The organism is Janibacter terrae NBRC 107853, assembly GCF_001591405.1.
In the GTDB taxonomy this organism is placed as follows: domain Bacteria; phylum Actinomycetota; class Actinomycetes; order Actinomycetales; family Dermatophilaceae; genus Janibacter; species Janibacter terrae.
The window spans coordinates 1,110,765-1,131,149 of sequence record NZ_BCUV01000007.1 but is presented as its reverse complement, the minus strand read 5'-3'; the positions used below and the strand labels follow the sequence as shown (position 1 = coordinate 1,131,149).

Below are 20,385 nucleotides of genomic sequence, written 5' to 3'. Positions count from 1 at the left end.
CAAACAGACCTGCGCCGCGGTTACCGGGCTCGCCTCGTGGCGAGGGCCATCCCGCGGCCCATCAGCGACCAGTACCGCGCGGGGACGGCGCGGGCGAGCTTGTCGAGCGCCTTGGCGTCGTTGCCGATGAGCAGCCGACCCTGCCCCGCGATCGCGGCCTCGATGATGGCCTCGGCGGCCCGGTCGGCGGGGTGGCTGAGCATCTTGTCGAAGGCCCTGCGGTAGGTCTCGGCCTCCCCCGGGTCGACGCCCTCGGCGACCCGCGCGTTGACCGCGATGTTCGTCCTGATGCCGCCGGGGTGGACGACGGTGACGCCGACCGGCTGGTCCTCCTCGTCGAGCTCGCTGCGCAGCGACTCGGAGAACCCGCGCAGGCCGAACTTGCTCGTGCAGTAGGCGCTCTGGCCGGGCGGCCCGATCAGCCCGAAGAGGCTCGAGGTGTTGACGACCTGCCCCTGGCCGTTGTCGAGCATCACCGGCAGCAGCGCCCGGGTGAGGCGGATCGGCGCGAGCAGGTTGATCTCGAGCAGCCAGTCGAAGTCCGCGGCGCTCACCTGCGTGAAGCGGCCGCCGACGGCGACGCCCGCGTTGTTGAAGAGCATCGTCACGGCCGGGTGCTCGGTGCGGACCCGCTCGATGACGTCGTCCGTGGCGGCCCGGTCGGCGAGGTCGACGACGAAGGGGGTGACCCCCGCTCCCGGCGTCTCCCGCCCGATCTCGGCGGCGACGCGCTCCAGGCCCTCCGCGTCCCGGTCGAGGACGACGAGGTCCGCACCGCGCCGGGCCAGGCCCTTGGCGAGGTGCTCGCCCATCCCACCGGCCGCGCCGGTGACGACGGCGGTGCCACCGGCGACGACGAGCTCGGGCCGCTTCATCGCAGCACCTCGAGGGTCTCGTCGCGCACGTCGCCCGGGGAGCCGTCGACATTGCTCGACGTCCCGGGCAGCGGCAGGACGGCCGGCGCCGCCGCACCCCGCGGGAGGTGGGCCCCATTCGCCCCGACGGGCACGAAGTGCATGTCCGCGGTCACATCGGCGCGGCCGAAGGCGATCTTGTCCTTGAGGTAGCTCTGCGGCATCGTCCACGGCGCCCGGTCGCCGACCTTGGGGAAGGCCGAGACGACACGCTGGACGTACCCCGCGGTGAGGTCGAGGATCGGCCCGGCGGTCATGCCGTCGGGAGCGACGGGGACGGCGACGCCGAGCCCGCGGTCGCGCATGTGGCCGATGAGCGAGGCGACGTACCGGCTCACCAGGTCGGCGCGCAGGGTCCACGAGGCGTTGACGTAGCCGACGGTCATCGTCACGTTGGGCACGCCGGCGAGCATGAGGCCGCGGTAGGCGTAGGCCCGCTCCATCGCGACCGGCTCGCCGTCGACGCTGAACCGGACGCCGCCGAGCAGCTTGAGCAGCAGGCCGGTGGCCGTCACGACGATGTCGGCCTCGACGACGCGCCCGTCGGTCAACCGCACGCCCTCGGGGACGAAGCGGTCGATGTGCCCGGTGACGACGTCCGCGCGACCGCTGCGGATCGAGGCGTAGAGGTCGCCGTCGGGGACGGCGCACAGGCGCTGGTCCCACACGTCGTACGGCGGGGTGAAGTGCTCGTCGACGACGTCCTGCGGCAGCTGCCGCCGCAGCTGCCCGAGGACGAGCTTGTTGGCGGCCGCCGGCCGGCGCCGGGAGAGCCCGTAGAGGAAGTACTGCATCCCGAGGTTCTTGACGCGGGCCACGGCCTGGACCGCGCCGGGGCCGAGCCGGGTGCGCAGCGCCTGGACGAAGGGGTCGACCCCCGGCACCTCGAAGACATAGCTCGGGGTGCGCTGCAGCATCGTCACGTGCGCGGCGGTCCGCGCCATCGCGGGGACGACGGTGACGGCGGTGGCGCCCGAGCCGATGACGACGACGCGCTGGCCGGCGTGGTCGAGGCCCTCGGGCCAGAACTGCGGGTGGACGACGGTCCCGGCGAAGTCCTCGACGCCCGCGAAGCCCGCGTCGTGCGCCCGCTCGTAGTCGTAGTAGCCGCTGCCGAGGTGGATGAACCCGGCCCGCACCTGCCGGTGGCCGGCCGGGGTCTCGACGTCGACCACCCACTCCTGGGCGTCGGTCGACCAGCTCGCGGCGACGACGCGGTGCCCGGTGCGGACCAGGGCGTCGAGGCCACAGGCGCGAGCGGTGTCGCGGAGGTAGTCGAGGATGTCGCCGCCGTCGGCGATCGCCCTGCGGCCCTGCCATGGACGGAAGGGGAAGGACAGGGTGAACATGTCGGAGTCCGAGCGGACCCCCGGGTAGCGGAAGAGGTCCCACGTGCCGCCGGTGGCCTCGCGGGCCTCGAGGATCGCCATGGTGGCGTCGGGGTTGGCCTCGCGGATCCGGTGGGCGGCGCCGATGCCCGACAGGCCGGCGCCGACGACGAGGACGTCGACGCGCTCCGGCAGCTCGCTGGGGGCGGGGCCCGGCTCGGCGCGGTCCTCGGGTGCAGCAGTCATCGGCGACCTTCCGTCACGGCGTTGTTCCTCACGGGTAACCTACGCCGGTCCCGGCGCGGACGCACCGCCGCGACGCTACGCCCGGGGCGTCCGCAGGTGACAGGCCCCCGGCTCGGCGAAGGGGGTGAGCTGCGGCTCGGGGTCGCCCTCGCGCCGGTCGACGATGCCGTCGACGAGGCCGAGGTGCACCTGGCAGATGACGTCCGGGTTGGCGACGGCCAGGTCGAGCAGGGGGCAGGTGGTGAGCCTCACGAGGTCGCCGTCCCGCTCCGGCCCGAAGCCGAGGTCGCTCAGGGCGGTGTCGAGGTCGGGGCGCGGTCCCTCCTGCGCAGCCCCGGTGGCGAGGTGCTCACCCCAGGCGCGCCCGATCCGGCGGGCCCGAGCCCGCACCCGGGGGCCGCCACCGCTCGCGACGAGGTCGGCAGCGAACGCGCCGGCGAGGGCGCGGTACTCGCCGGCACGACCACCCGGCCGTGGGCGGGCTGAGTACAGGAGCGCCGGTCGGCCGCGCCCTCGGGCCGGGGCGGGCACCGCCTCGATGAGCTCCCGCTCGAGCAGCGTCGCGAGGTGCCCACGGATGGTGTTGTCGTGGGAGCCCACGGCAGCGGCGATCTCGCCGATGCGCAGCGGCCCGTCACCGCCGCGCAGCGCCTCGAGCACCCGGGCGGCGGCACCGAGGTCGTCGGGGTCGGCCCGGGGCGTCGGGCGCGGCCCGAGCGAGTTGTTATTCACGGAATCCAATGTAGTAAATTGGCAGGGCGCGGACAACAGCACCGCGGCCACCCTCGAAGGGACACACCATGACCGAGACCCACCTCCCCCTGGCCGAGGACATCCCGGCCCTCGACGTGCGCCCGATCCCGCGCTCGATCCGGCACGCCACGGTCATCGGCGCCCTGTCGGCGATCCGCCCGGGAGGCGCCCTCGACCTCGTCGCCCCGCACGACCCGCAGCCCCTGCTGCGCCAGGTCGAGGGTCTCGAGCCGGGCGTCTGGTCGGTCGAGTACCTCGTGCCGGGTCCCGACGCCTGGACCCTGCGCCTCACCCGCGCCGCGTCCTGACGTCATGTGCTCCTACTGCGGCTGCCAGTCGATCGACATGATCGGGCGCTTCACCGCCGAGCACGAGGAGCTCATCAACGCGACCGGTCTGCTGCGGCGGGCAGCGGCCGCGGGCGACACCGCCGAGGTCGTCGAGCTCGTCGACGACCTCGCGGCCATGCTCGCGCCGCACACGGGCGCTGAGGAGGCCGGTCTGTTCACCGTGCTGCGGCGCGACGAGGACTTCACCGGGTACATCGACGCCCTGTGCAGCGAGCACGTCGGCCTCGACGGGCTGCTGGCCCGGGTCCGGGCCGGTGACCTCGCTGCCGCCGACCGCTTCTACACCGAGCTGCGCTCGCACATCGAGCGCGAGGAGGACGGTCTCTTCCCCGCCTCGCTCACGACCCTCCGCGGTGACGACTGGGACGAGGTCGACGCCCTCACGGCCGCGGCCGCGCCGACGTCTCCCCTCGCAGCGCGGTGACGGGCCGACCGGCCACCCCGCCCCGAGGCCAGGGCGGGGTCTGGGCGATGCGCGACCGGCCCGGCGTGCTCTGGCTCGTCGCCGCCGCGCTCACGGCGCTCGTCCACCCCTTCGTCCCGGACGCGACCTGGCTCATGGTCCACATGGTCGCCCTCGGCGCACTCACCCACTCGGTGATGGTGTGGAGCACGCACTTCGCGACGACCCTGCTGAAGAACCACCCCGACATCGACCTGCGGGCCACGCAGAACCGGCGCCTGGTCCTGCTGCACCTCGGCGTCCTCGCCGTGCTCGTCGGCGTCCCGACGACCTGGTGGTGGTTGACCCTCGCCGGGGCGAGCGCCGTCGCCTCGGCCGTCTGCTGGCACGCCTGGCAGCTCGTGCGCCGGCTGCGCGGGGCGCTGCCCGGACGCTTCCGCGTCGTCGTGCACCACTACCTCGCGTCCGCGGCCTTCCTCCCGGTCGGCGCGACCCTCGGCGTGCTGCTCGCCCGCGGCCAGGGCGACGAGATGCACGCGCGCCTGCTCCTCGCCCACTCGCTCGTCAACGTCCTGGGCTGGCTCGGCATCACGGTCACCGGCACCCTCGTCACCCTGTGGCCGACGATCCTGCGCGCCCGCATGGACGACGCCGCCGAGCGCCGCGCCCGGCAGGCCCTGCCCGGTCTGGTCGTCGGCCTGGGCCTGGCCTGCACCGGAGCCCTGCTCGGGTGGCGGTGGCTGCTCCTCGCGGGCATCGCCGGCTATGTCGCCGCGCTGCTGTGGAACGCCCGCTCGCTCGTCGCGCCGGCCCGGCAGAAGCCCCCGCGCCACTTCGCGTCGTGGTCGGTCATGGCCGGCGCCGCCTGGTTCCTCGTCGGCATCGCCATGATCGCCTGGCGGGTGGCGACGGCGGACGGGTTCCCCGAGATGGCCACCGGCTACGGGCGGGTCGCGGCCGTGCTCGTCGTGGGCTTCGCGCTGCAGGTGCTCACCGGCGCGCTGAGCCACCTCGTCACCGCCGCCATCGGTGGCGGACCGCGGGTCGTGCGGATCGGCATCGCCGGCTTCGACCGGATCGGCATGACCCGCATCGTCATCATCAACGTCCCCCTCGCGCTCGCGCTGCTGCCGGTCCCGGCCGGCACGCGGGTCGTGCTCACGACGCTCGTGCTCGTCGGGCTCGCGGCCAACGTCTCGATCCTGCTCAGCACGATCAAGCGCCTCGTCGCCGCCCGCCGGGAGGCCGCGCTCGCCACCCCCGAGGACCGTCGGACGGGGCTGGAGCAGGGCCGGGCCGAGGCCACCCGGGTGCTCGAGCCCCCCTTCCCCCGCACCCAGCTCATGGCCGGCGTGACCCTCGTGGCCCTCGCCCTGGCCGCCGGACCGGCCGTGCAGCCGGCCCTCGAGGGCGGCAGCGTGAGCGCCGCGCCCGCGACGTCCGTGGCCCCGACCGGCCACACGACCGAGGTCGCCGTGGAGGCCCGGGCCGACATGCGCTTCAGCCCCTCCCGCGTCGAGGTGCCGGCGGGCGACCGGCTCGTCATCACGCTCACCAACACCGACGGCAGCACCGTCCACGACCTCTACCTCGACGACGACACGCAGACCCCCCGCCTGGCGAAGGGGGAGTCCGCCACCCTCGACGTCGGCGTCGTCGGCGCCGACCGGCAGGGGTGGTGCTCCGTCGCCGGGCACCGCGCGATGGGGATGACCTTCGACATCGTGGTGACCGGCGCGCCCGACGGCGCCACCGGCGGCGCCACCGCCGGCCCGCGCTCGAGCACGGGCGCCGAACCCCCCTTCGCCCTGACGCCCGGAGCCACGTGGCCGGAGGGCTTCGAGGCCGACGATGCCTCCCTCCCACCGTTGCCCGCGACGCGCACCCACCGCGTGACCCTGCGGGTGCAGGAGCAGGAGGTCGAGGTCGCGCCCGGCGTCACGCGCACCCGGTGGACCTTCGGCGGCAGCGCGCCCGGCCCCACGCTGCACGGACGGGTCGGTGACCGCTTCGTCGTCACCCTCGTCAACGACGGGAGCATCGGGCACTCGATCGACTTCCACGCCGGCGCCCTGGCTCCCGACCGGCCGATGCGCACCATCGGACCGGGCCAACGGCTGACGTACACCTTCACCGCCGAACGCGCCGGGATCTGGATGTACCACTGCTCGACGATGCCGATGTCGACGCACATCGCCCAGGGCATGTTCGGCGCGGTGGTCATCGAGCCGCCCGACCTGCCCGAGGTCGACCGCTCGTACGTGGTCACCGCGTCCGAGCTCCACGCGGGCGAGGACACGAGCACGGACCCGGTCGCGACCGCCTTCAACGGGCGCGCCTTCCAGTACGACGCCGACCCGCTCACCGCCCGTGTCGGCGAGCGCGTGCGCTTCTGGGTCCTCGACGCGGGGCCGGACGGGCCGCTCTCCTTCCACGTCGTCGGCGGCCAGTTCGACACCGTCTGGGAGGAGGGGGCCTACCGCGTCGGTGGACCCGACGAGGTCGGCGGACCGGCCGCGGGATCACAGGTCCTGCCCCTGCTCCCGGCCCAGGGCGGGTTCGTCGAGCTGACTTTCCCCGAGGCCGGCCACTACCCCTTCGTCAACCACGTGATGACCGACGCCGAGCGGGGCGCGCACGGCATCGTCCGCGTGCGCTGAGCGGCCGGGTCCGCGTCAGGCCGTGGCGCGCTCGCCGGTCCGGGAGATCGTCGCCAGGACGACGTCGGCGACGAGGTCCGGGTGGTCGACCTGCGGGCAGTGGCCGCAGTCGGGCAGCGTCACGTGCGTCGCCGCGGGCAGTCGACGGCGCGCGACCAGCGCCTCGCTCGGCAGGAGCAGCCGGTCGGTGTCGCCCCAGGCGACGGTCGTCGGGACCGTGACGTCCTGGTCGAACCGCAGCAGGACCCCCCGGACGAAGTTCGGCCAGAAGCCCCTGGCGCGGCGCAGGTTGAGCGTGTCACCGACGGCGTCCTCGAGGGAGACCCGCTCCGGGTGCGTGTACAGCGAGCGGAAGGCGATCCTGCGGAACCACGCGTGGGCGAGGAGCCTGCGGTGCACGGCCTCGGGCAGGTGGCTCCCGAGCCTCATGAAGAGGAGGTTGGCGGCGACATTGGCCAGGTGCAGGGGCGGGAAGAACCCGGCCGGCGAGAGGACGGTCGCCGAGCGCACGCTCCCACGGTGGGCCAGCTCGAGTGACAGGGCACCCCCGAGGGAGTTGCCGACGACGTGCGGACGATCGAGGCCGAGACCGGCGAAGAGCCGCTCGAGCTGCTCGGCCTGGCTGCGCATGGAGTAGCCGTCCGGCGCGGCGGGCACCGGGGAGGAGCCATGGCCGGGCAGGTCGACGACGTAGACGTCGTGGCCGCGGTCGGCGAGGAGGCGCGGCACCTCACCCCACGCCTCACGCCGGTGGCCGATGCCGTGGACGAGGACGACGGGCTCGCCCACGCCCTCGTGGCGCGAGTACTCGATGGTGCTGTGCATGGGCGCAGGTTACTCGTCGGTCACCTGCGACGCCAGAGGACGACGAAGGGCGGGACGCACCTGGGTGCGCCCCGCCCTTCGCCACGGGTCCCGTGGAGCTCAGTGCTCGTGCGGGTCGGCCTCCTGGTCGGCCTTCGTCGCGTGGACGGTGCCCCGCACGTGCTCGGGCGGGCCGTAGAGCGAGTAGACCTTGAGGGGCTCGTCACCGATGTTGGTGACGTTGTGCCACTGGCCGGCCGGGACCATGATGATGTCGTCGTCGCCGACCTCGCGCTCGAACGACAGGTCGTCCTCGGCAGGACCCATCTGGACCCGGCCGCGGCCCTCCTCGACCCGCAGGAACTGGTCGTGGTCGTCGTGCACCTCCAGGCCGATGTCGTCGCCGGGGGCGATCGCCATGACCGTCAGCTGCACGTGGTTGCCGGTCCACAGCGTGGAGCGGTAGTTCGAGTTCTGCAGCGTGGCCGACTCGATGTCGACGACATAGGGGGCGGGTCCGTGGTCCGAGAGGTCGATCTGCTCAGTCATGCTGTCTCCTCGTGGTGTGGTCGGCTCAGGCGCTCGCGCCGACCGAGTCCGGCACGTCGATCTGGTCGCCGGCCTCGAGGGGGCCGTCGGCCGCCTTGGTCGCCGCGATCGCCGACTCCTCGTCGGGGGCGCTCGTGCGGATGAGGTGGTCGAAGGCGCTCAGCGACGCCGTCGAGCCGGCACCCAGGGCGGTGACGATCTGCTTGTAGGGCTCGACCGTGCAGTCCCCTGCGGCGAAGACGCCCGGCATGCTGGTCCGGCCGACGCCGTCGATGACGATCTCGCCGCGCTCGGACAGCTCGACCGCGTCACCGAGCCACTCGGTGTTGGGCAGCAGGCCGATCTGGACGAAGACGCCCTCGAGGGCGAGCTGCTCGGACGGGCCGCCGTCGCGCGGCTCGAGCACCAGACCGGTCACCTTGCCGCCGTCACCGACGACCTCGGTCGTCTTGGTGCCGAGGCGGACGTCGACGTTGGGCAGCGAGCGCAGCTTGCGCTGCAGGACCGCGTCGGCGCGCATCTCGTCCATGAACTCGATGAGGGTGACGTGGCCGACGACGCCGGCGAGGTCGATCGCGGCCTCGACGCCGGAGTTGCCGCCGCCGATGACGGCGATGCGCTTGCCCTTGAAGAGCGGGCCGTCGCAGTGCGGGCAGAAGGTGACGCCCTTGTTGCGATACTCCTCCTCGCCGGGGACGCCCATCGTGCGCCAGCGGGCGCCGGTCGCGAGGACGACGGTCCTGCCCGAGAGAGTGGCGCCGTTGGCCAGGTCGACGACCGTCAGGCCGTCGTCACCGGCGGACAGCCCGGCAGCCGCCTGGCTGCGGATCATCTCGACGTCGTACTCGGTGACGTGGCGCTCGAGGTCGGCAGCGAGCCTGGGACCCTCGGTGTGAGGGACGGAGACGAGGTTCTCGATCGCCATCGTGTCGAGGACCTGGCCACCGAAGCGCTCGGCGACGAGGCCGGTGCGGATCCCCTTGCGGGCCGCGTAGATGGCGGCGGACGCGCCGGCGGGGCCACCGCCGACGACGAGGACGTCGTAGGGCTCGCGGGCGGAGAGCTCCTCCGCGGCGCGGGCGGCGGAGTCACCACCGGAGAGCTCGTCGACCTTGCCGACGATCTCGGCCAGCTCCATGCGGCCGGAGCCGAAGGACTCACCGTTGTGGAAGACGGTGGGCACCGCGAGGACGCCGCGCTGCTCGGCCTCGGTCGGGAAGACCGCGCCGTCGATGGCGGTGTGGGTGATCTGCGGGTTGAGCACGCTCATGAGGTTGAGGGCCTGGACGACGTCCGGGCAGTTCTGGCAGCTCAGGGAGAAGAAGGTCTCGAAGTGGTGGGCACCCTGCAGTCCCTTGACCTGGTCGATGAGGTCCTGCGAGGCCTTGCTCGGGTGGCCGCCGACCTGCAGCAGGGCGAGGACGAGGGAGGTGAACTCGTGGCCCATCGGGATGCCGGCGAAGCGGACGGAGACGCTCGGGTCGGACACCCGGGTGATCGCGAAGGAGGGGACGCGCTCGTCGCGCTCGCCCCCTTCGGCCACGCGGCGGGTGATCTGCGCGCTCATGCCCTCGATCTCGACGAGCAGCGCGTCGAGCTCCGCGGACTTGGCCCCGTCGTCGAGGGAGGCGACGAGCTCGATCGGCTCGCGGAGGTTCTCGAGGTAGGCCTTGAGCTGGGTGGCGAGGTTCGGGTCGAGGGCCATGGTGTGGAGCGACTCCTGTCGGGACGAAGGGGGCGGCGCGAGGTGGTGCGCGGGTGCAGGGTGGGGGGCGACGGCAGGGCGCCGTCGCCCCCCTTCCGGATGCGGTGCCGGGCACAGCCCGGCGATCTGTCAGGGCTCGATCAGATCTTGCCGACGAGGTCCAGGCTCGGGGCGAGGGTCTCGGCGCCCTCTTCCCACTTGGCCGGGCAGACCTCACCGGGGTTGTTGCGGACGTACTGGGCGGCCTTGACCTTGCGGACGAGCTCGGCGGCGTTGCGGCCGATGCCCTCGGCGGTGATCTCGAGGAACTGGATCACGCCGTCGGGGTCGACGAGGAAGGTGCCACGGTTGGCCAGGCCCTCGTCCTCACGCAGGATGTCGAAGTTGCGCGAGATGGTCGCGGTCGGGTCGCCGAGCATCGGGTAGGTGACCTTGCCGACGGCCTCGGAGGTCTCGTGCCACGCCTTGTGCGTGAAGTGCGTGTCGGTCGAGACGGAGAAGACCTCGACGCCCAGGTCCTTGAGCTCGGCGTCGTACTGGCCGGCCAGGTCCTCGAGCTCGGTCGGGCAGACGAAGGTGAAGTCCGCCGGGTAGAAGAAGAAGATCGCCCACTTGCCGGCGATGTCGGCCTCGGAGAAGTCCTTGAACTCACCGTTGATGTAGCCGGTGGCCTGGAAGGGCTTGATCTGGGTGTTGATGAGGGACATGCGTTGAGCTCCTGTGCATCTCGGGGTCAGTGGCTCCGACCCGCGTCGCGCTTGAGCGCTCCGTGGATTGGAACGATTCCAATCTAGCGGATGGCCCCCGAGGGCGCAAACCGGGTCCGTGAAATCCGGGTGAACTGCGCGGGCTGACTGGTGCGAAGTCCCCCGCGGGAGGTCAGCACCCGGCGTGCGCCGGCCTCGGATTCCGCCACCCGGCTCCGGATTCGGTCAGGCCCCGTGGCGCAGGTCACCCCGGGGCGGCACCTTCGTCTCACCGAGCCGGACACCCCGGCCACACCAAGGAGACCCCATGACACTGCGCAGCACCCTGTCCCTCACCGGAGCCCTCGTCGGCGCCGGCGTCATGCTCACCCCGGCTGCGACCGCGGCCCCCGTGCCCGACGACGGGATCAACCGGGCCGACCCGATGACGTCGTACGTCATGCAGCGCGACGGCAGGACGCAGGCCGAGGCCAGGAGCTACCTCGCGACGAAGGAGCGCAAGCAGGCCTCCCTTCGCTCGCTCGAGGCGAAGGGGGTCGACGCCGACGGGGCATGGTTCGAGGGGACCCAGCTCGTCGTCGGCGTGGGCACCGCCCGGGACGCCGCCAGGGTGCGCGCCGCGGGGCTGCGCCCGAGCACGACCGTGAGCCAGAGCGCCCTCGACCGGGTCGCGGCCACCGTGCTCAGGCGGGCCGGGTCGCAGTCGGGACACGTCGTCACCGTCGGCCCGAACCTGCAGCGCGGCGTCGTCGAGGTGCGCATCGCCGAGGACGCGCCGACCGCGCTGCGCCAACGCATCGCCGCCATGGACCGGGTCACCGTCACCACCGCCGACGCGCTGAGCACCCAGGCCGATGTCGTGCCGGGCCGGATCATGGACCTGTCCCCCGGCACCAACTGCAGCCTGGGCTACCCGGGCAGGACCTCCAGCGGCAACAACGTCCTGCTCACCGCCGGCCACTGCGTCGAGGGCCTGCCCGCCGTCCTCGACGCCAACGGCACCCACATCGGCAGGGGCACGCACAGCCGCTTCCGCGAGGGATACAGCAGCGTCGACATGGGCCTGATGGACATCGACACCGAGGACGTGGGCCAGCCCTACGTCGACAGCCGCGGCCACTCGGGCTACTACGCCGTGCAGGGCGCGAGCAAGAACGCCGTCGGCTCCGAGATCTGCAAGGCCGGCAACACCACGGGCTGGACCTGCGGCACGATCAAGGCCTACAACCGCACCGTCAACTACGGCGGCACCATCGTCTCCGGCCTCGCCGAGGCGAGCGTCTGCACCGAGGGCGGCGACTCCGGGGGCGCGTACATCGGCGTCGGCAACCTCGCCCAGGGCATGACCTCCGGCGGCCCGGTCGGCGTGGAGTGCGGGTACAACCGCGGCTACGCGGCCGGCTCGTACAGCTTCTACCAGCCGGTCGTCGACGCGGCGAGCTACTACGGCGTGCGGATCGACGTCGCCAACTGACCCCGGTCCGACGACGGCGAAGGGGGTGGGCCGCCCGGCCCACCCCCTTCGTCCTGCCCGGCGGTCAGGCGTCCTCGGCCAGCGGACCGCGGACGAGGCTGTCGCCCGAGTGCTCGGGACGGTCGTCGAAGGCCTCGTGGGAGATGTCGACGATCACGTAGCCCTCGTCGAGCAGCGACTGGGTGATGGGGAAGCCCGGAGACCTCCTGGACGGCGAGGTCCAGGTTGTCGTCCTCGGCGGAGCCCCACGCGTACACGATCGTGTTGGTGCCCTCCTTGAGCGTGACGTCGGCCGGGCCGATGACGACGTCGTCGGTGCCGGCGAGGACCACGTCGGCCGAGACGGTCCCGGCCGCGAGGTCGGTCGTGCCCTCCTTGGGGTTCGTCACGTCGGCGAAGGCGACCTCACCGTTGGCGCGGACGTCGACCGCCGGGGCCGCGGCGGTGTGCCGGACGGTCAGGCGGGCCTGCCCGGGCTCGGTGGCGGACACGTCGTTGGCGAAGGGGGTGAGGACAGGGGTGCCGTCGGCGTCCAGGTGGGCCGCGACGGTGATGTTGGTCCCGGCCTCGACCGCGACGTCGTCGGCCTGGATGACGGCGTCGCCGTCGGCGCCGGCACCGGCCGCGGTGACCTTGAGGTCGTACTCCCCCGCGGGCAGGGGCATGGGGTCGGTGATCGTGCCGGGCTCGAAGCCTTCGAGCAGGACGTCGCCGTTGGCGTAGACGTCCACCGTGGCGCCCGGCACCCCGTGCAGGATGCTCACGGTGGCGTCGCCGTCGGCGGCGAAGGCCGGGGCGCTCAGGGCGGTGACGAAGCCCGTGGACAGTGCGGCGATGGCGAGCGGTCGGGTGAGTCGCATGAGGGTGCTCCTGGTCTGGGTGGGGAGACGCTGCTTTGCGTCCTGCCCTTACTTCGCCCCACCCCCCTCGCAGGGATGCACTTCACCGGAAGTTTTTTTGGCGACGGCCGACCGGGGTCGTCGTCGCGGGTGCCCGCGGACCCTCAGCGGGCGCGGATCGTCTTGAGCGTCAAGGGTCTGCGCACCCGCTCGGCGAGCTCGGCCACCTGGGCGAGGTACAGCTCGGCGCAGCCCAGGGCGTCGGCGAGCGGGTCGTGGGGGCGGTAGCGAGGCAGGCCGAAACGCTCCCGCGAGGTCTGGAGCCGCAGCTCACCCGCCCGGGGCTCGGGGCCGGTGCCGAGTGCCCCAGCGAGGACCCGGCGCTGCAGGTCCAGGGTGTCGACGCACGTCGTGGCGAAGGGGGCCGCGAAGACCCGGTCGCAGGCAGCGGCGAGGAAGGTGGTCTCGATGGAGTCGTGGTGGGCGAGCAGGACCCGTCCGGTGAGCGCGGCGAGCAGCTCGGTGAGCGCGTCGGCCTCCGGTTGGCCGGCTGCGACCGCGTCGTCCGTCAGGCCGTGCACGGTCGCCGACTCCCCGACGCCGGCGTCCGCAGCCACGACGAGACGCCGCGCTCCCCCGAGGTCGACGGCCGGCCCGTCGACCGGCACCCAGGCCATCGCGACGATCCGGTCGCTGCCGGCGTCCAGGCCGGTCGTCTCCAGGTCGAGGGCGAGCAGGGGCAGCTCGGCCACCGGGGTGTCGGGCGAAGGGGGTGGCACCGCCAGGTGGTCCCGCAGCGGGCCGGCCGGGGCCCGGCGCGCGGCGGCCTCGCGCCGCCGGGCCGAGCCGCCGCCCGGGTCACGCCACCGGATCATGCGAGGTGCTGCCCGGGGTGACGCTGCGCCAGGCCCCGCTGGGCCTCGCGGACGATGTGGAAGGCCTCGCGCAGCGCGCGGCGCTCGAAGGTCGTCAGCTCGTCCGGGGAGAGCCAGGACGTCGGGCGGAGCCCGGCGACCTCCCTTCGGGACTGGTGGGCCAGACGCACGTGCGAGATGAACTCGAGCGCGTCGACGAGGCCCTCCGCCGTCTCCGGGGAGAGCCCGCCGGGCCCGGCCACGGCGCGCAGCCGGGCGCGAGTGTTGACGACGGTCAGGCCCGAGCCCAGCGCGTGGACGCGGGCGAGGTCGACGATCGCCCCGACGCCGCCGCGCTTGAGGTCGAGCATGTCCTTGTGCTCCCCGCTGCGGGCGAGGACGAAGCCGCGGAAGAACCCGAGCGGGGGTTCGTTGGCCACGGCCTGGGCGGCCAGGTGCGCGAGGAGGTTGCGGGCCTGCGGCACCCGGGCGGCGACCCCCTCGACGAGGCGGGCGTGCAGCTCGTGGTCGCCGGCCAGCGGTCGGGAGTCGAAGAAGATGCTGGCGCCGAGCACGGCATCGGGGACCGGTTCGTCGAGCCACTGGCGGAACTCGGCGCGCCAGCCCGAGAGTCGTTGGTGCCAGCGGGGGTTCGTCGCCATGACGTCACCGGGGCAGCGCGGGTGCCCGGCCGCCTCGAGCCCCGCCACCACCTGCGCGGCCAAGGCGGCGACGTACTCCTCGGCACCCTCCGGGGCGTCGTCGGCGATGATCACCGCGTGGTCCTGGTCGCTGCCGAGGGCCTGCTCGTGCCGGGCGCGGGAGCCGAGGACCATCCAGCACATCCGGGGCGCGGGGCCGAGCCCACGGGAGGCGAGGTCCTCGTGGGCGAGGGCGATGAGGCGGCGCTCCACCGCGTCGCCGACCGAGGTGACGACCCGGGTGATGCCGTCGGCGCTCACGTCCTGCTCGAGCAGCTGCTGCACGAGCCTCGGTGTGCGGGCAGCGATCGCGACGACCCCGTCGACGTCGGGCTGCTTGGTCACCTCGCCGACGATGTGCACGGCGTTGGCGCGCTCGAGCCGCATGAGGTCGGTGGCGGTGACCACGCCGACCGGGCGGCGCCCCTCGACGACCGGCAGGTGGTGGACGTTGGCCCGCGTCATCGTCAGGAGCATCTCCAGCGCCGGGGCGTCGACGGGCGCGACGATCGGCTCGCGCGTCATCACCTCGCGCACCGGACGCGCCGGGTCGACCCCGGCGGCGACCACCCGGCGCCGCAGGTCCCGGTCGGTGAGGATGCCGACGAGCACGTCGTCGTCGACGACGAGGAGGCTGGAGACCCCTTCGTCCGTCATGACGCCCGCCGCCTGCGCGATGCCCGTCCCCGACCCGACGGTGATGGGGGCGCGGTGGACCAGGTCACGGGCGGAGGTGCGCATGATCGCCTCGCCGTGCCGACTCGTCGCGACCGCCGTGGCCGCTGCGCGCAGCAGGCCCGCCCGCTGCACCTCGAAGTGGTCGGCGAAGCGCGGCTGCTCACGGCGCAGCTCGTGGAAGACCTCCGCCGGCATGTGCAGGCCGAGCGTGTCCTCGATGGCGACGACGTCGAAGCGCGACGGGTTGCTGCCCACGAGGGTCGTCGAGCCGCTGGCCCACCCCTCGGCGCCGCGGCTGACGAGCCGTCCTTCCGCGTCGCGGGTCTCGACGGCTCCCGAGCGGATGATGATGAGCTCGTCGCTGTCCCGCCCCACGGTGATGAGGTGGCTGCCGCGGCGGTGGTAGCGGACCCTCAGGCGGCGCGCCAGGTCCCGGCGCACCCGGTCCGGCAGCGCGTCGAAGGGGGCGTGCTGCGCGAGGAAGTCGACGACCTCGGTCAGCTCGGTCTCGGCCATGCCCCCATGGTGGCAGCCCGGTCCCCCGCATTCCCCTAGGGCAATGCGCAGGTCGGCGACCGCTCGTCTGCATTGCCCTAGGGGAATGCAGCGTCTCGGGTCAGGGCGGGCGCCGCCGGATCAGGCGGAGTGGGTCAGGCGCCCGGCGACGAAGGTCGCGAGGACCCGGGTCGTGCGCAGCAGCGCGGCCTGCTCGGCGGTGCCGGACAGGCCGGCGGGGCGGGCGCCGTCGTCGACGAGCGCGAGGTCGGCCGGGCCCCCGACGGCCGGCTCGGCCACTCCGTCCGTCGAGGCGAGCAGGGCCTCGCGCGGGGTGATCGCCTGCTCGGGAGCCCACGGCTCGCGCTCGTCGGCGCTGCGGTGGACGGCGGCCGACATGGCCAGCCACGGGTCGAGCGGCGCGACGGGCGCGTCCGAGCCCAGGCGAAGGGGGATCCCCGCGTCCACCATCGACCGCAGGGCGAAGCAGCGCTCCAGCCGGTCGGGCCACAGGGCCTCCGTCGAGTCGCGGTCGTCGAGCAGGTGGGCCGGCTGCACGCTGGCGACGATCCCGAGCTCGGCGAAGCGGCCGAGCGCCTCCATCCGCACGAGCTGGGCGTGCTCGATGCTGCCGCGGGCGCCGCTGGCCGCGTAGGCGTCGAGGGCGTCGAGCAGGGCCGCGTCGCCGATGGCGTGCACGGCCCCGTCGAGGCCGTGGGCATGTGCCCGGGCGAGCATCGCGGTCAGCTCCTCGGGGTCGACATTGCGCTTGCCCCGTGGGTCGCCGAGGTCGTCGTCGGTGACGAAGGGCTCGCAGCACCACGCGGTGCGGGTGTTGAGGGAGCCGTCCGTGATGACCTTGAGCGGACCCATCGTCACCAGGCCGGTGGCGTCGAGGACGTCACCGGTGCGGGCACCGGCGGCGATCGCGTCGTCGAGCCCCTCCGGGTACGTGCACGTGCGCACCCGCAGCAGGTCGAGCCCCGCCGCCGTGCGGGCCGGCCACTCCAGGCGACCGGTCTCGAACTCCATGTCGGCGACGCCGACAACCCCCTTCGCCGCGGCCGCTCGCATCGCGCCGTCGAGGCTGGCGCGCACGACGGCCGGGTCCTCCGGCAGGTCCGCGAGGCGCGAGTAGATGGGGAACCAGTCGTCCTCGTCGAGGTGGCCCTCGCGCACCGGCAGCCCGAGCGCGCGGAAGGCGGCGCTGCTCAGCCAGCCCGCGTGGCAGTCACCGCTGATGAGGATGACCGGTCGGTCGCCGACGACGGCGTCCAGCTCCGCGGTGCTCGGCAGCCGGTCCCAGCCGGCCACCCGCCACCCGAAGCCCTGCACGACCGCGCCCGGCGCCGGACGCTCCGCCGCGAGGTGTCGCGCGACCCTCGCGGTGACCTCGTCCGGGCTCTCGGTGTCCGAGACGTCCACCCTTCGCGCCATCGCGGGCCACTGGCCGAAGTGCACGTGACCGTCCCACAGACCCGGGATCACCAGCGCTCCCCCGGCGTCGTGCACGGCCGCGCCGCGGGCGGCGAGACCGGCGCCGATCTCCACGATCCGCCCTGCGTCCATCCGGATGTCGACGGGCGAGGCGCCGGGTCGCAGCCGGGCGCCGGTGAGCAGCGCGTGCGGGGCGAAGGGGGTCATGCCCGGCACCCTACGACGGTTACCGTGGCGCCATGCACCTGCTCGTCGTCGCCGCGATCGCGGCCGAGGCCGCCCACGTCCCCGAGGACGTCGAGGTCCTCCTCACCGGCGTCGGCAAGAGCCTCGCGGCGGTCGCCGTGACCCGTGCGGTCTGCGAGCACCCGCACCGCGAGGACCTCGTCGTCGTCAACATCGGGACCGCCGGTGCGCTGCGCCCGGACGTCACCGGGCTCCACGAGATCGGCACGGTGCTCAACCACGACCTGTCGGCCGAGCCGATCCGCCGGCTCGGCCTCGACCCGCGGGAGCGGCTCGAGCTGGACCCCGCTCACCCGACGACGCTCGCGAGCGGGGACCTCTTCGTCACCGACCCCGCGGTCCGCGACCGGCTCGCCGAGCAGGCCCACCTCGTCGACATGGAGGGCTACGCGATCGCCCTCGCCTGCCAGGAGCTCGGCGTCCCGGTCCATCTCGTGAAGATGGTGAGCGACAACGCCGACGAGACCGCGCACGACTGGTCGGCGGCCGTCGACGGGTGCGCGCGCGAGCTCGCGGCGTGGCTGGCCGACTTCGCCGGGTGATGGGAATGGTTCTCGACTCGTCGGGGTTGAGCACCACATGATGACGCGCAACGACACCCTCTACGGCTTCGAGCGGTACGAGCGCGCGAAGCACGCCTTCGATGCCGCCCGGTACACCGATGCCGCTCGCGAGCTCGAGGACTTCCTCATCGACCTCGCCGCGGCGCGCGCCGGTGGCGACGCGGACCCGATCGGCCACGGCACGGCCGAGCTGCACCTGCTGCTCGCCCGCGCCTACTTCCACTCCGCGCAGCTCGGGCGGGCCGAGTCCGCCTGCCGCCAGGTCCTCGTCGAGGCCCCCGACGACGCCTACGCGCACCTGCTGCTCGGCCGCACCCTCCAGCGGGCCGGGCGGCACGACGAGGCGCGCGGCCCCCTTCGCCTCGCCGAGCTGCTCGGTGACTACGCGACGCCGGCGGACGCTGCCGCCGAGGTGGCTGACGAGGGCTTCTGAGCGCCCCACGTGTCCCACGATTCTCGGGTGACCCGATAATCCCCGGGTTCGCAAGAGTTTGAAACCCTTGCGAACCCCGGGAAAGTCTTGCTCAGCGGAGCACGTCGTCCGCGTGCGGTCGGTCAGGACGTCTGGGCCCGTCCACGACGAAGGGGAGGGGAGACGACGCGTCTCCCCTCCCCTTCGTGCTGCCGGCTGGGCGTCAGCCGGCGCTCGGGTGCGTCATGTCGGCCGGGACCACCCAGGCGTCGAAGTCCTCGCCGGAGATGTCCCCGGAGGCGAGTGCCGCCTCGCGCAGGCTCGTGCCCTCCTTGTGCGCCTTCTTGGCGATCGCCGCGGCCTTGTCGTAGCCGATGTGGCGGTTGAGCGCGGTGACGAGCATGAGGTTGCGGGCGAGGTTCTCCTCGATCTTCTCCGTCACCGGCTCGATGCCGACGGCGCAGTTGGTGTCGAAGGAGACGCACGCGTCGGAGATGATCCTGATCGACTCGAGGACCGCGTGGGCCATGACCGGCTTGTAGACGTTGAGCTGGAAGTTGCCCTGGCTGCCCGCGAAGCCGACCGTCGCGTCGTTGCCGAAGACCCGCGTGGCGACCATCGTCATCGCCTCGGCCTGGGTCGGGTTGACCTTGCCCGGCATGATCGAGGAGCCCGGCTCGTTCTCCGGGATGGCCAGCTCGCCGATGCCGTTGCGGGGGCCGGAGGCGTACCAGCGCACGTCGTTGGCGATCTTCATCAGCGCGCCGGCGAGCGTGCGCAGGGAGCCGCTCACCTCGACGAGCGCGTCGTGGGCGGACAGCGCGGCGAACAGGTTGGGGGCCTGCACGAAGTCGTGCCCGGTCTCGGCCGCGATCTTGGCGGCGCAGAGCGCGCCGAACTGCGGGTGGGCGTTCAGGCCGGTGCCGACCGCGGTGCCGCCGATGGCCAGCTCGCGGGCTCGCTCGTCGGCGTGCCTGACGGCGTCGAGGGCGAAGTCGATCTGCGCGACCCAGCCGTCGATGACCTGGCCGAGGGTGACCGGGGTGGCGTCCTGCAGGTGGGTGCGCCCGACCATGACGACGTCGGCGTACTGCGTGGCCTTGGCGGCGAAGGTCTCCCGCAGCTGCGTGACGGAGGGGTAGAGGCGCTCGGCGAGGTCGAGGACGATCGCGATGTGCATCGCGGTCGGGAAGGTGTCGTTGCTCGACTGGCCGCGGTTGACGTGGTCGTTGGGGTGGACCGGGGTCTTGGAGCCCATCTCGCCGCCGGCCATCTCGATGCCACGGTTGGAGATGACCTCGTTGGAGTTCATGTTGGACTGCGTGCCCGAGCCGGTCTGGAAGACGACGAGCGGGAAGTGCGCGTCGAGGTCACCGGCGATGACCTCGTCGGCGGCCCGGGTGACGAGGTCCGCGACGTCCTGCGGGAGCTCGCCGAGCTCGGCGTTGGCCAGGGCGGCCGACTTCTTCAGGACACCCAGGGCGCGGATCATCGAGCGGCCCCACACGAAGGTGTCCCGACCGATGTCGAAGTTGCCGAGCGAGCGCTGCGTCTGCGCCCCCCAGTACTTGTCCGCGGCCACCTCGATGGTGCCCATGCTGTCCTTCTCCGCGCGCATCTCAGTCATGGGGCCAACGCTACTCGGAGCGCTCAGGTGAGCGACCGGAGCACCCGGGTCCCGACCCCGCGGGCCTCCAGCTCCTCGAGGGCGGAGTCCAGGTCGGGCGCCACGACGATGTCGTCCAGGCTCGCCGGCGACATGAACCCGGCCTGCGAGATGCCGCGAAGGGAGTCCAGCAGCGGCGTCCAGAAGCCGTCGACATCGAGGAAGCCCACCGGCTTGTCGAGCAGACCGATCTGCCGCCAGGTCCACACCTCGAAGATCTCCTCGAGCGTGCCCATCCCGCCGGGCAGCGCGAGGAAGGCGCTCGTCAGGTCCGCCATGAGCGCCTTGCGCTCGTGCATCGTCTCGACGACGTGCACCTCGGTGAGGTCGTCGCGGCCCCACTCGCGCTCCACCATGAAGGAGGGGATCACACCGATGACCTCTCCCCCTGCGTCGAGCGCACCCTGTGCGAGCGCGCCCATGAGGCCGGACCCGCCCGCGCCGTAGACCACGCCGATGCCGCGCCCGGCGAGGTCGGACCCGACCGCGTGCGCAAGCTCGACCCACCCGGGGTCGTTGCCGGGGGTGGAACCGCAGAAGCAGGTCAGTCGCTCGATCACCCGTCGACCCTATGCGGCCCTGTCTGCGCGCACGGCTACTC

At 73.2% G+C, this 20,385-nt stretch carries 19 protein-coding genes; 6 read left to right on the top strand and 13 right to left on the bottom strand.

Annotated elements, in window-relative coordinates:
* Positions 1-20 precede the first annotated feature (20 nt).
* The 3 genes from JT1_RS15135 to JT1_RS15125 all read right to left on the bottom strand — a co-directional run bounded on the left by JT1_RS15135 (position 21) and on the right by JT1_RS15125 (position 3,220).
* A complete protein-coding gene (locus JT1_RS15135; RefSeq protein ID WP_068328357.1) occupies positions 21-875 on the bottom strand; it encodes an SDR family NAD(P)-dependent oxidoreductase in 855 nt (284 codons plus the stop codon).
* The gene (locus JT1_RS15130) at positions 872-2,488 is read right to left on the bottom strand and encodes a flavin-containing monooxygenase (protein WP_068328354.1); all 1,617 of its coding nucleotides are present in this window, start codon (positions 2,486-2,488) and stop codon (positions 872-874) included. The genes JT1_RS15135 and JT1_RS15130 overlap by 4 nt, the downstream gene beginning before the upstream one ends.
* A gap of 75 nt (positions 2,489-2,563) precedes the next feature.
* Positions 2,564-3,220 (bottom strand): helix-turn-helix transcriptional regulator, encoded by a 657-nt coding sequence (locus JT1_RS15125; protein ID WP_068328352.1) that lies wholly within the window; start codon positions 3,218-3,220, stop codon positions 2,564-2,566.
* 68 nt (positions 3,221-3,288) lie between these two features.
* Between JT1_RS15125 and JT1_RS15120 the strand changes: the two genes are divergently transcribed.
* The 3 genes from JT1_RS15120 to JT1_RS15110 are packed head-to-tail and all read left to right on the top strand — an operon-like array spanning position 3,289 to position 6,654.
* Positions 3,289-3,549 (top strand): DUF2249 domain-containing protein, encoded by a 261-nt coding sequence (locus JT1_RS15120; protein WP_068328347.1) that lies wholly within the window; start codon positions 3,289-3,291, stop codon positions 3,547-3,549.
* Positions 3,550-3,553: 4 nt separating this feature from the next.
* Complete coding sequence (locus JT1_RS15115; RefSeq protein WP_068328344.1) at positions 3,554-4,015, top strand: hemerythrin domain-containing protein; 462 nt, start codon at positions 3,554-3,556, stop codon at positions 4,013-4,015.
* A gap of 47 nt (positions 4,016-4,062) precedes the next feature.
* A complete protein-coding gene (locus JT1_RS15110; RefSeq protein WP_068328340.1) occupies positions 4,063-6,654 on the top strand; it encodes a multicopper oxidase domain-containing protein in 2,592 nt (863 codons plus the stop codon).
* Positions 6,655-6,669: 15 nt separating this feature from the next.
* Here JT1_RS15110 and JT1_RS15105 read toward each other — a convergent pair whose 3' ends face one another.
* From JT1_RS15105 to ahpC, 4 genes are all read right to left on the bottom strand, one after another.
* Positions 6,670-7,479 (bottom strand): alpha/beta fold hydrolase, encoded by an 810-nt coding sequence (locus tag JT1_RS15105; RefSeq protein ID WP_068328337.1) that lies wholly within the window; start codon positions 7,477-7,479, stop codon positions 6,670-6,672.
* A 99-nt stretch (positions 7,480-7,578) separates the two neighbouring features.
* On the bottom strand, positions 7,579-8,007 hold the full coding sequence (locus tag JT1_RS15100; protein WP_068328334.1) for a cupin domain-containing protein: 429 nt from the start codon (positions 8,005-8,007) through the stop codon (positions 7,579-7,581).
* A gap of 25 nt (positions 8,008-8,032) precedes the next feature.
* Entirely contained in the window at positions 8,033-9,712 is a 1,680-nt protein-coding gene (gene ahpF / locus JT1_RS15095; RefSeq protein WP_068328333.1) for an alkyl hydroperoxide reductase subunit F, read from the bottom strand.
* A gap of 140 nt (positions 9,713-9,852) precedes the next feature.
* A complete protein-coding gene (gene ahpC / locus JT1_RS15090; RefSeq protein ID WP_068328331.1) occupies positions 9,853-10,419 on the bottom strand; it encodes an alkyl hydroperoxide reductase subunit C in 567 nt (188 codons plus the stop codon).
* 307 nt (positions 10,420-10,726) lie between these two features.
* On the opposite strand from ahpC, the gene JT1_RS15085 reads away from it, so the two are divergent.
* Positions 10,727-11,893 carry a S1 family peptidase gene (locus tag JT1_RS15085; RefSeq protein WP_068328329.1) on the top strand — a complete coding sequence of 389 codons (1,167 nt, stop codon included), beginning with the start codon at positions 10,727-10,729 and terminating at the stop codon, positions 11,891-11,893.
* Here the strand turns inward: JT1_RS15085 and JT1_RS15080 are convergent.
* The 4 genes from JT1_RS15080 to JT1_RS15065 all read right to left on the bottom strand — a co-directional run bounded on the left by JT1_RS15080 (position 11,863) and on the right by JT1_RS15065 (position 17,104).
* Positions 11,863-12,753: a DUF4397 domain-containing protein gene (locus tag JT1_RS15080; RefSeq protein WP_082807703.1), complete on the bottom strand. Its 891-nt coding sequence runs from the start codon at positions 12,751-12,753 to the stop codon at positions 11,863-11,865. The genes JT1_RS15085 and JT1_RS15080 overlap by 31 nt on opposite strands.
* 143 nt (positions 12,754-12,896) lie before the next feature.
* Positions 12,897-13,607 (bottom strand): exonuclease domain-containing protein, encoded by a 711-nt coding sequence (locus JT1_RS15075; RefSeq protein WP_068328327.1) that lies wholly within the window; start codon positions 13,605-13,607, stop codon positions 12,897-12,899.
* A complete protein-coding gene (locus JT1_RS15070; RefSeq protein ID WP_068328324.1) occupies positions 13,604-15,481 on the bottom strand; it encodes a DUF294 nucleotidyltransferase-like domain-containing protein in 1,878 nt (625 codons plus the stop codon). Before JT1_RS15070 ends, JT1_RS15075 begins: the two co-directional genes overlap by 4 nt.
* A gap of 120 nt (positions 15,482-15,601) precedes the next feature.
* Positions 15,602-17,104 (bottom strand): amidohydrolase, encoded by a 1,503-nt coding sequence (locus JT1_RS15065; RefSeq protein WP_068328321.1) that lies wholly within the window; start codon positions 17,102-17,104, stop codon positions 15,602-15,604.
* A gap of 32 nt (positions 17,105-17,136) precedes the next feature.
* On the opposite strand from JT1_RS15065, the gene JT1_RS15060 reads away from it, so the two are divergent.
* Positions 17,137-17,685: a nucleosidase gene (locus tag JT1_RS15060; protein WP_068328316.1), complete on the top strand. Its 549-nt coding sequence runs from the start codon at positions 17,137-17,139 to the stop codon at positions 17,683-17,685.
* 40 nt (positions 17,686-17,725) lie between these two features.
* The gene (locus tag JT1_RS15055) at positions 17,726-18,139 is read left to right on the top strand and encodes a tetratricopeptide repeat protein (RefSeq protein ID WP_255218338.1); all 414 of its coding nucleotides are present in this window, start codon (positions 17,726-17,728) and stop codon (positions 18,137-18,139) included.
* A 202-nt stretch (positions 18,140-18,341) separates the two neighbouring features.
* Here JT1_RS15055 and fumC read toward each other — a convergent pair whose 3' ends face one another.
* Positions 18,342-19,745 carry a class II fumarate hydratase gene (gene fumC / locus JT1_RS15050; protein ID WP_068328298.1) on the bottom strand — a complete coding sequence of 468 codons (1,404 nt, stop codon included), beginning with the start codon at positions 19,743-19,745 and terminating at the stop codon, positions 18,342-18,344.
* 23 nt (positions 19,746-19,768) lie between these two features.
* The gene (locus tag JT1_RS15045; RefSeq protein ID WP_211596859.1) at positions 19,769-20,344 is read right to left on the bottom strand and encodes an LOG family protein; all 576 of its coding nucleotides are present in this window, start codon (positions 20,342-20,344) and stop codon (positions 19,769-19,771) included.
* Positions 20,345-20,385 lie beyond the last annotated feature (41 nt).

Coding starts and splice junctions, on each gene's coding strand:
- JT1_RS15105 (WP_068328337.1), bottom strand. CDS start 7,479: ATGCACAGCACCATCGAGTACTCGCGCCACGAGGGCGTGGGCGAGCCC.
- JT1_RS15110 (WP_068328340.1), top strand. CDS start 4,063: ATGCGCGACCGGCCCGGCGTGCTCTGGCTCGTCGCCGCCGCGCTCACG.
- JT1_RS15085 (WP_068328329.1), top strand. CDS start 10,727: ATGACACTGCGCAGCACCCTGTCCCTCACCGGAGCCCTCGTCGGCGCC.
- JT1_RS15060 (WP_068328316.1), top strand. CDS start 17,137: ATGCACCTGCTCGTCGTCGCCGCGATCGCGGCCGAGGCCGCCCACGTC.
- ahpF (WP_068328333.1), bottom strand. CDS start 9,712: ATGGCCCTCGACCCGAACCTCGCCACCCAGCTCAAGGCCTACCTCGAG.
- JT1_RS15065 (WP_068328321.1), bottom strand. CDS start 17,104: ATGACCCCCTTCGCCCCGCACGCGCTGCTCACCGGCGCCCGGCTGCGA.
- JT1_RS15135 (WP_068328357.1), bottom strand. CDS start 875: ATGAAGCGGCCCGAGCTCGTCGTCGCCGGTGGCACCGCCGTCGTCACC.
- JT1_RS15120 (WP_068328347.1), top strand. CDS start 3,289: ATGACCGAGACCCACCTCCCCCTGGCCGAGGACATCCCGGCCCTCGAC.
- JT1_RS15075 (WP_068328327.1), bottom strand. CDS start 13,607: ATGATCCGGTGGCGTGACCCGGGCGGCGGCTCGGCCCGGCGGCGCGAG.
- ahpC (WP_068328331.1), bottom strand. CDS start 10,419: ATGTCCCTCATCAACACCCAGATCAAGCCCTTCCAGGCCACCGGCTAC.
- JT1_RS15115 (WP_068328344.1), top strand. CDS start 3,554: ATGTGCTCCTACTGCGGCTGCCAGTCGATCGACATGATCGGGCGCTTC.
- JT1_RS15130 (WP_068328354.1), bottom strand. CDS start 2,488: ATGACTGCTGCACCCGAGGACCGCGCCGAGCCGGGCCCCGCCCCCAGC.
- JT1_RS15080 (WP_082807703.1), bottom strand. CDS start 12,753: ATGCGACTCACCCGACCGCTCGCCATCGCCGCACTGTCCACGGGCTTC.
- JT1_RS15100 (WP_068328334.1), bottom strand. CDS start 8,007: ATGACTGAGCAGATCGACCTCTCGGACCACGGACCCGCCCCCTATGTC.
- JT1_RS15055 (WP_255218338.1), top strand. CDS start 17,726: ATGACGCGCAACGACACCCTCTACGGCTTCGAGCGGTACGAGCGCGCG.
- JT1_RS15070 (WP_068328324.1), bottom strand. CDS start 15,481: ATGGCCGAGACCGAGCTGACCGAGGTCGTCGACTTCCTCGCGCAGCAC.
- fumC (WP_068328298.1), bottom strand. CDS start 19,745: ATGACTGAGATGCGCGCGGAGAAGGACAGCATGGGCACCATCGAGGTG.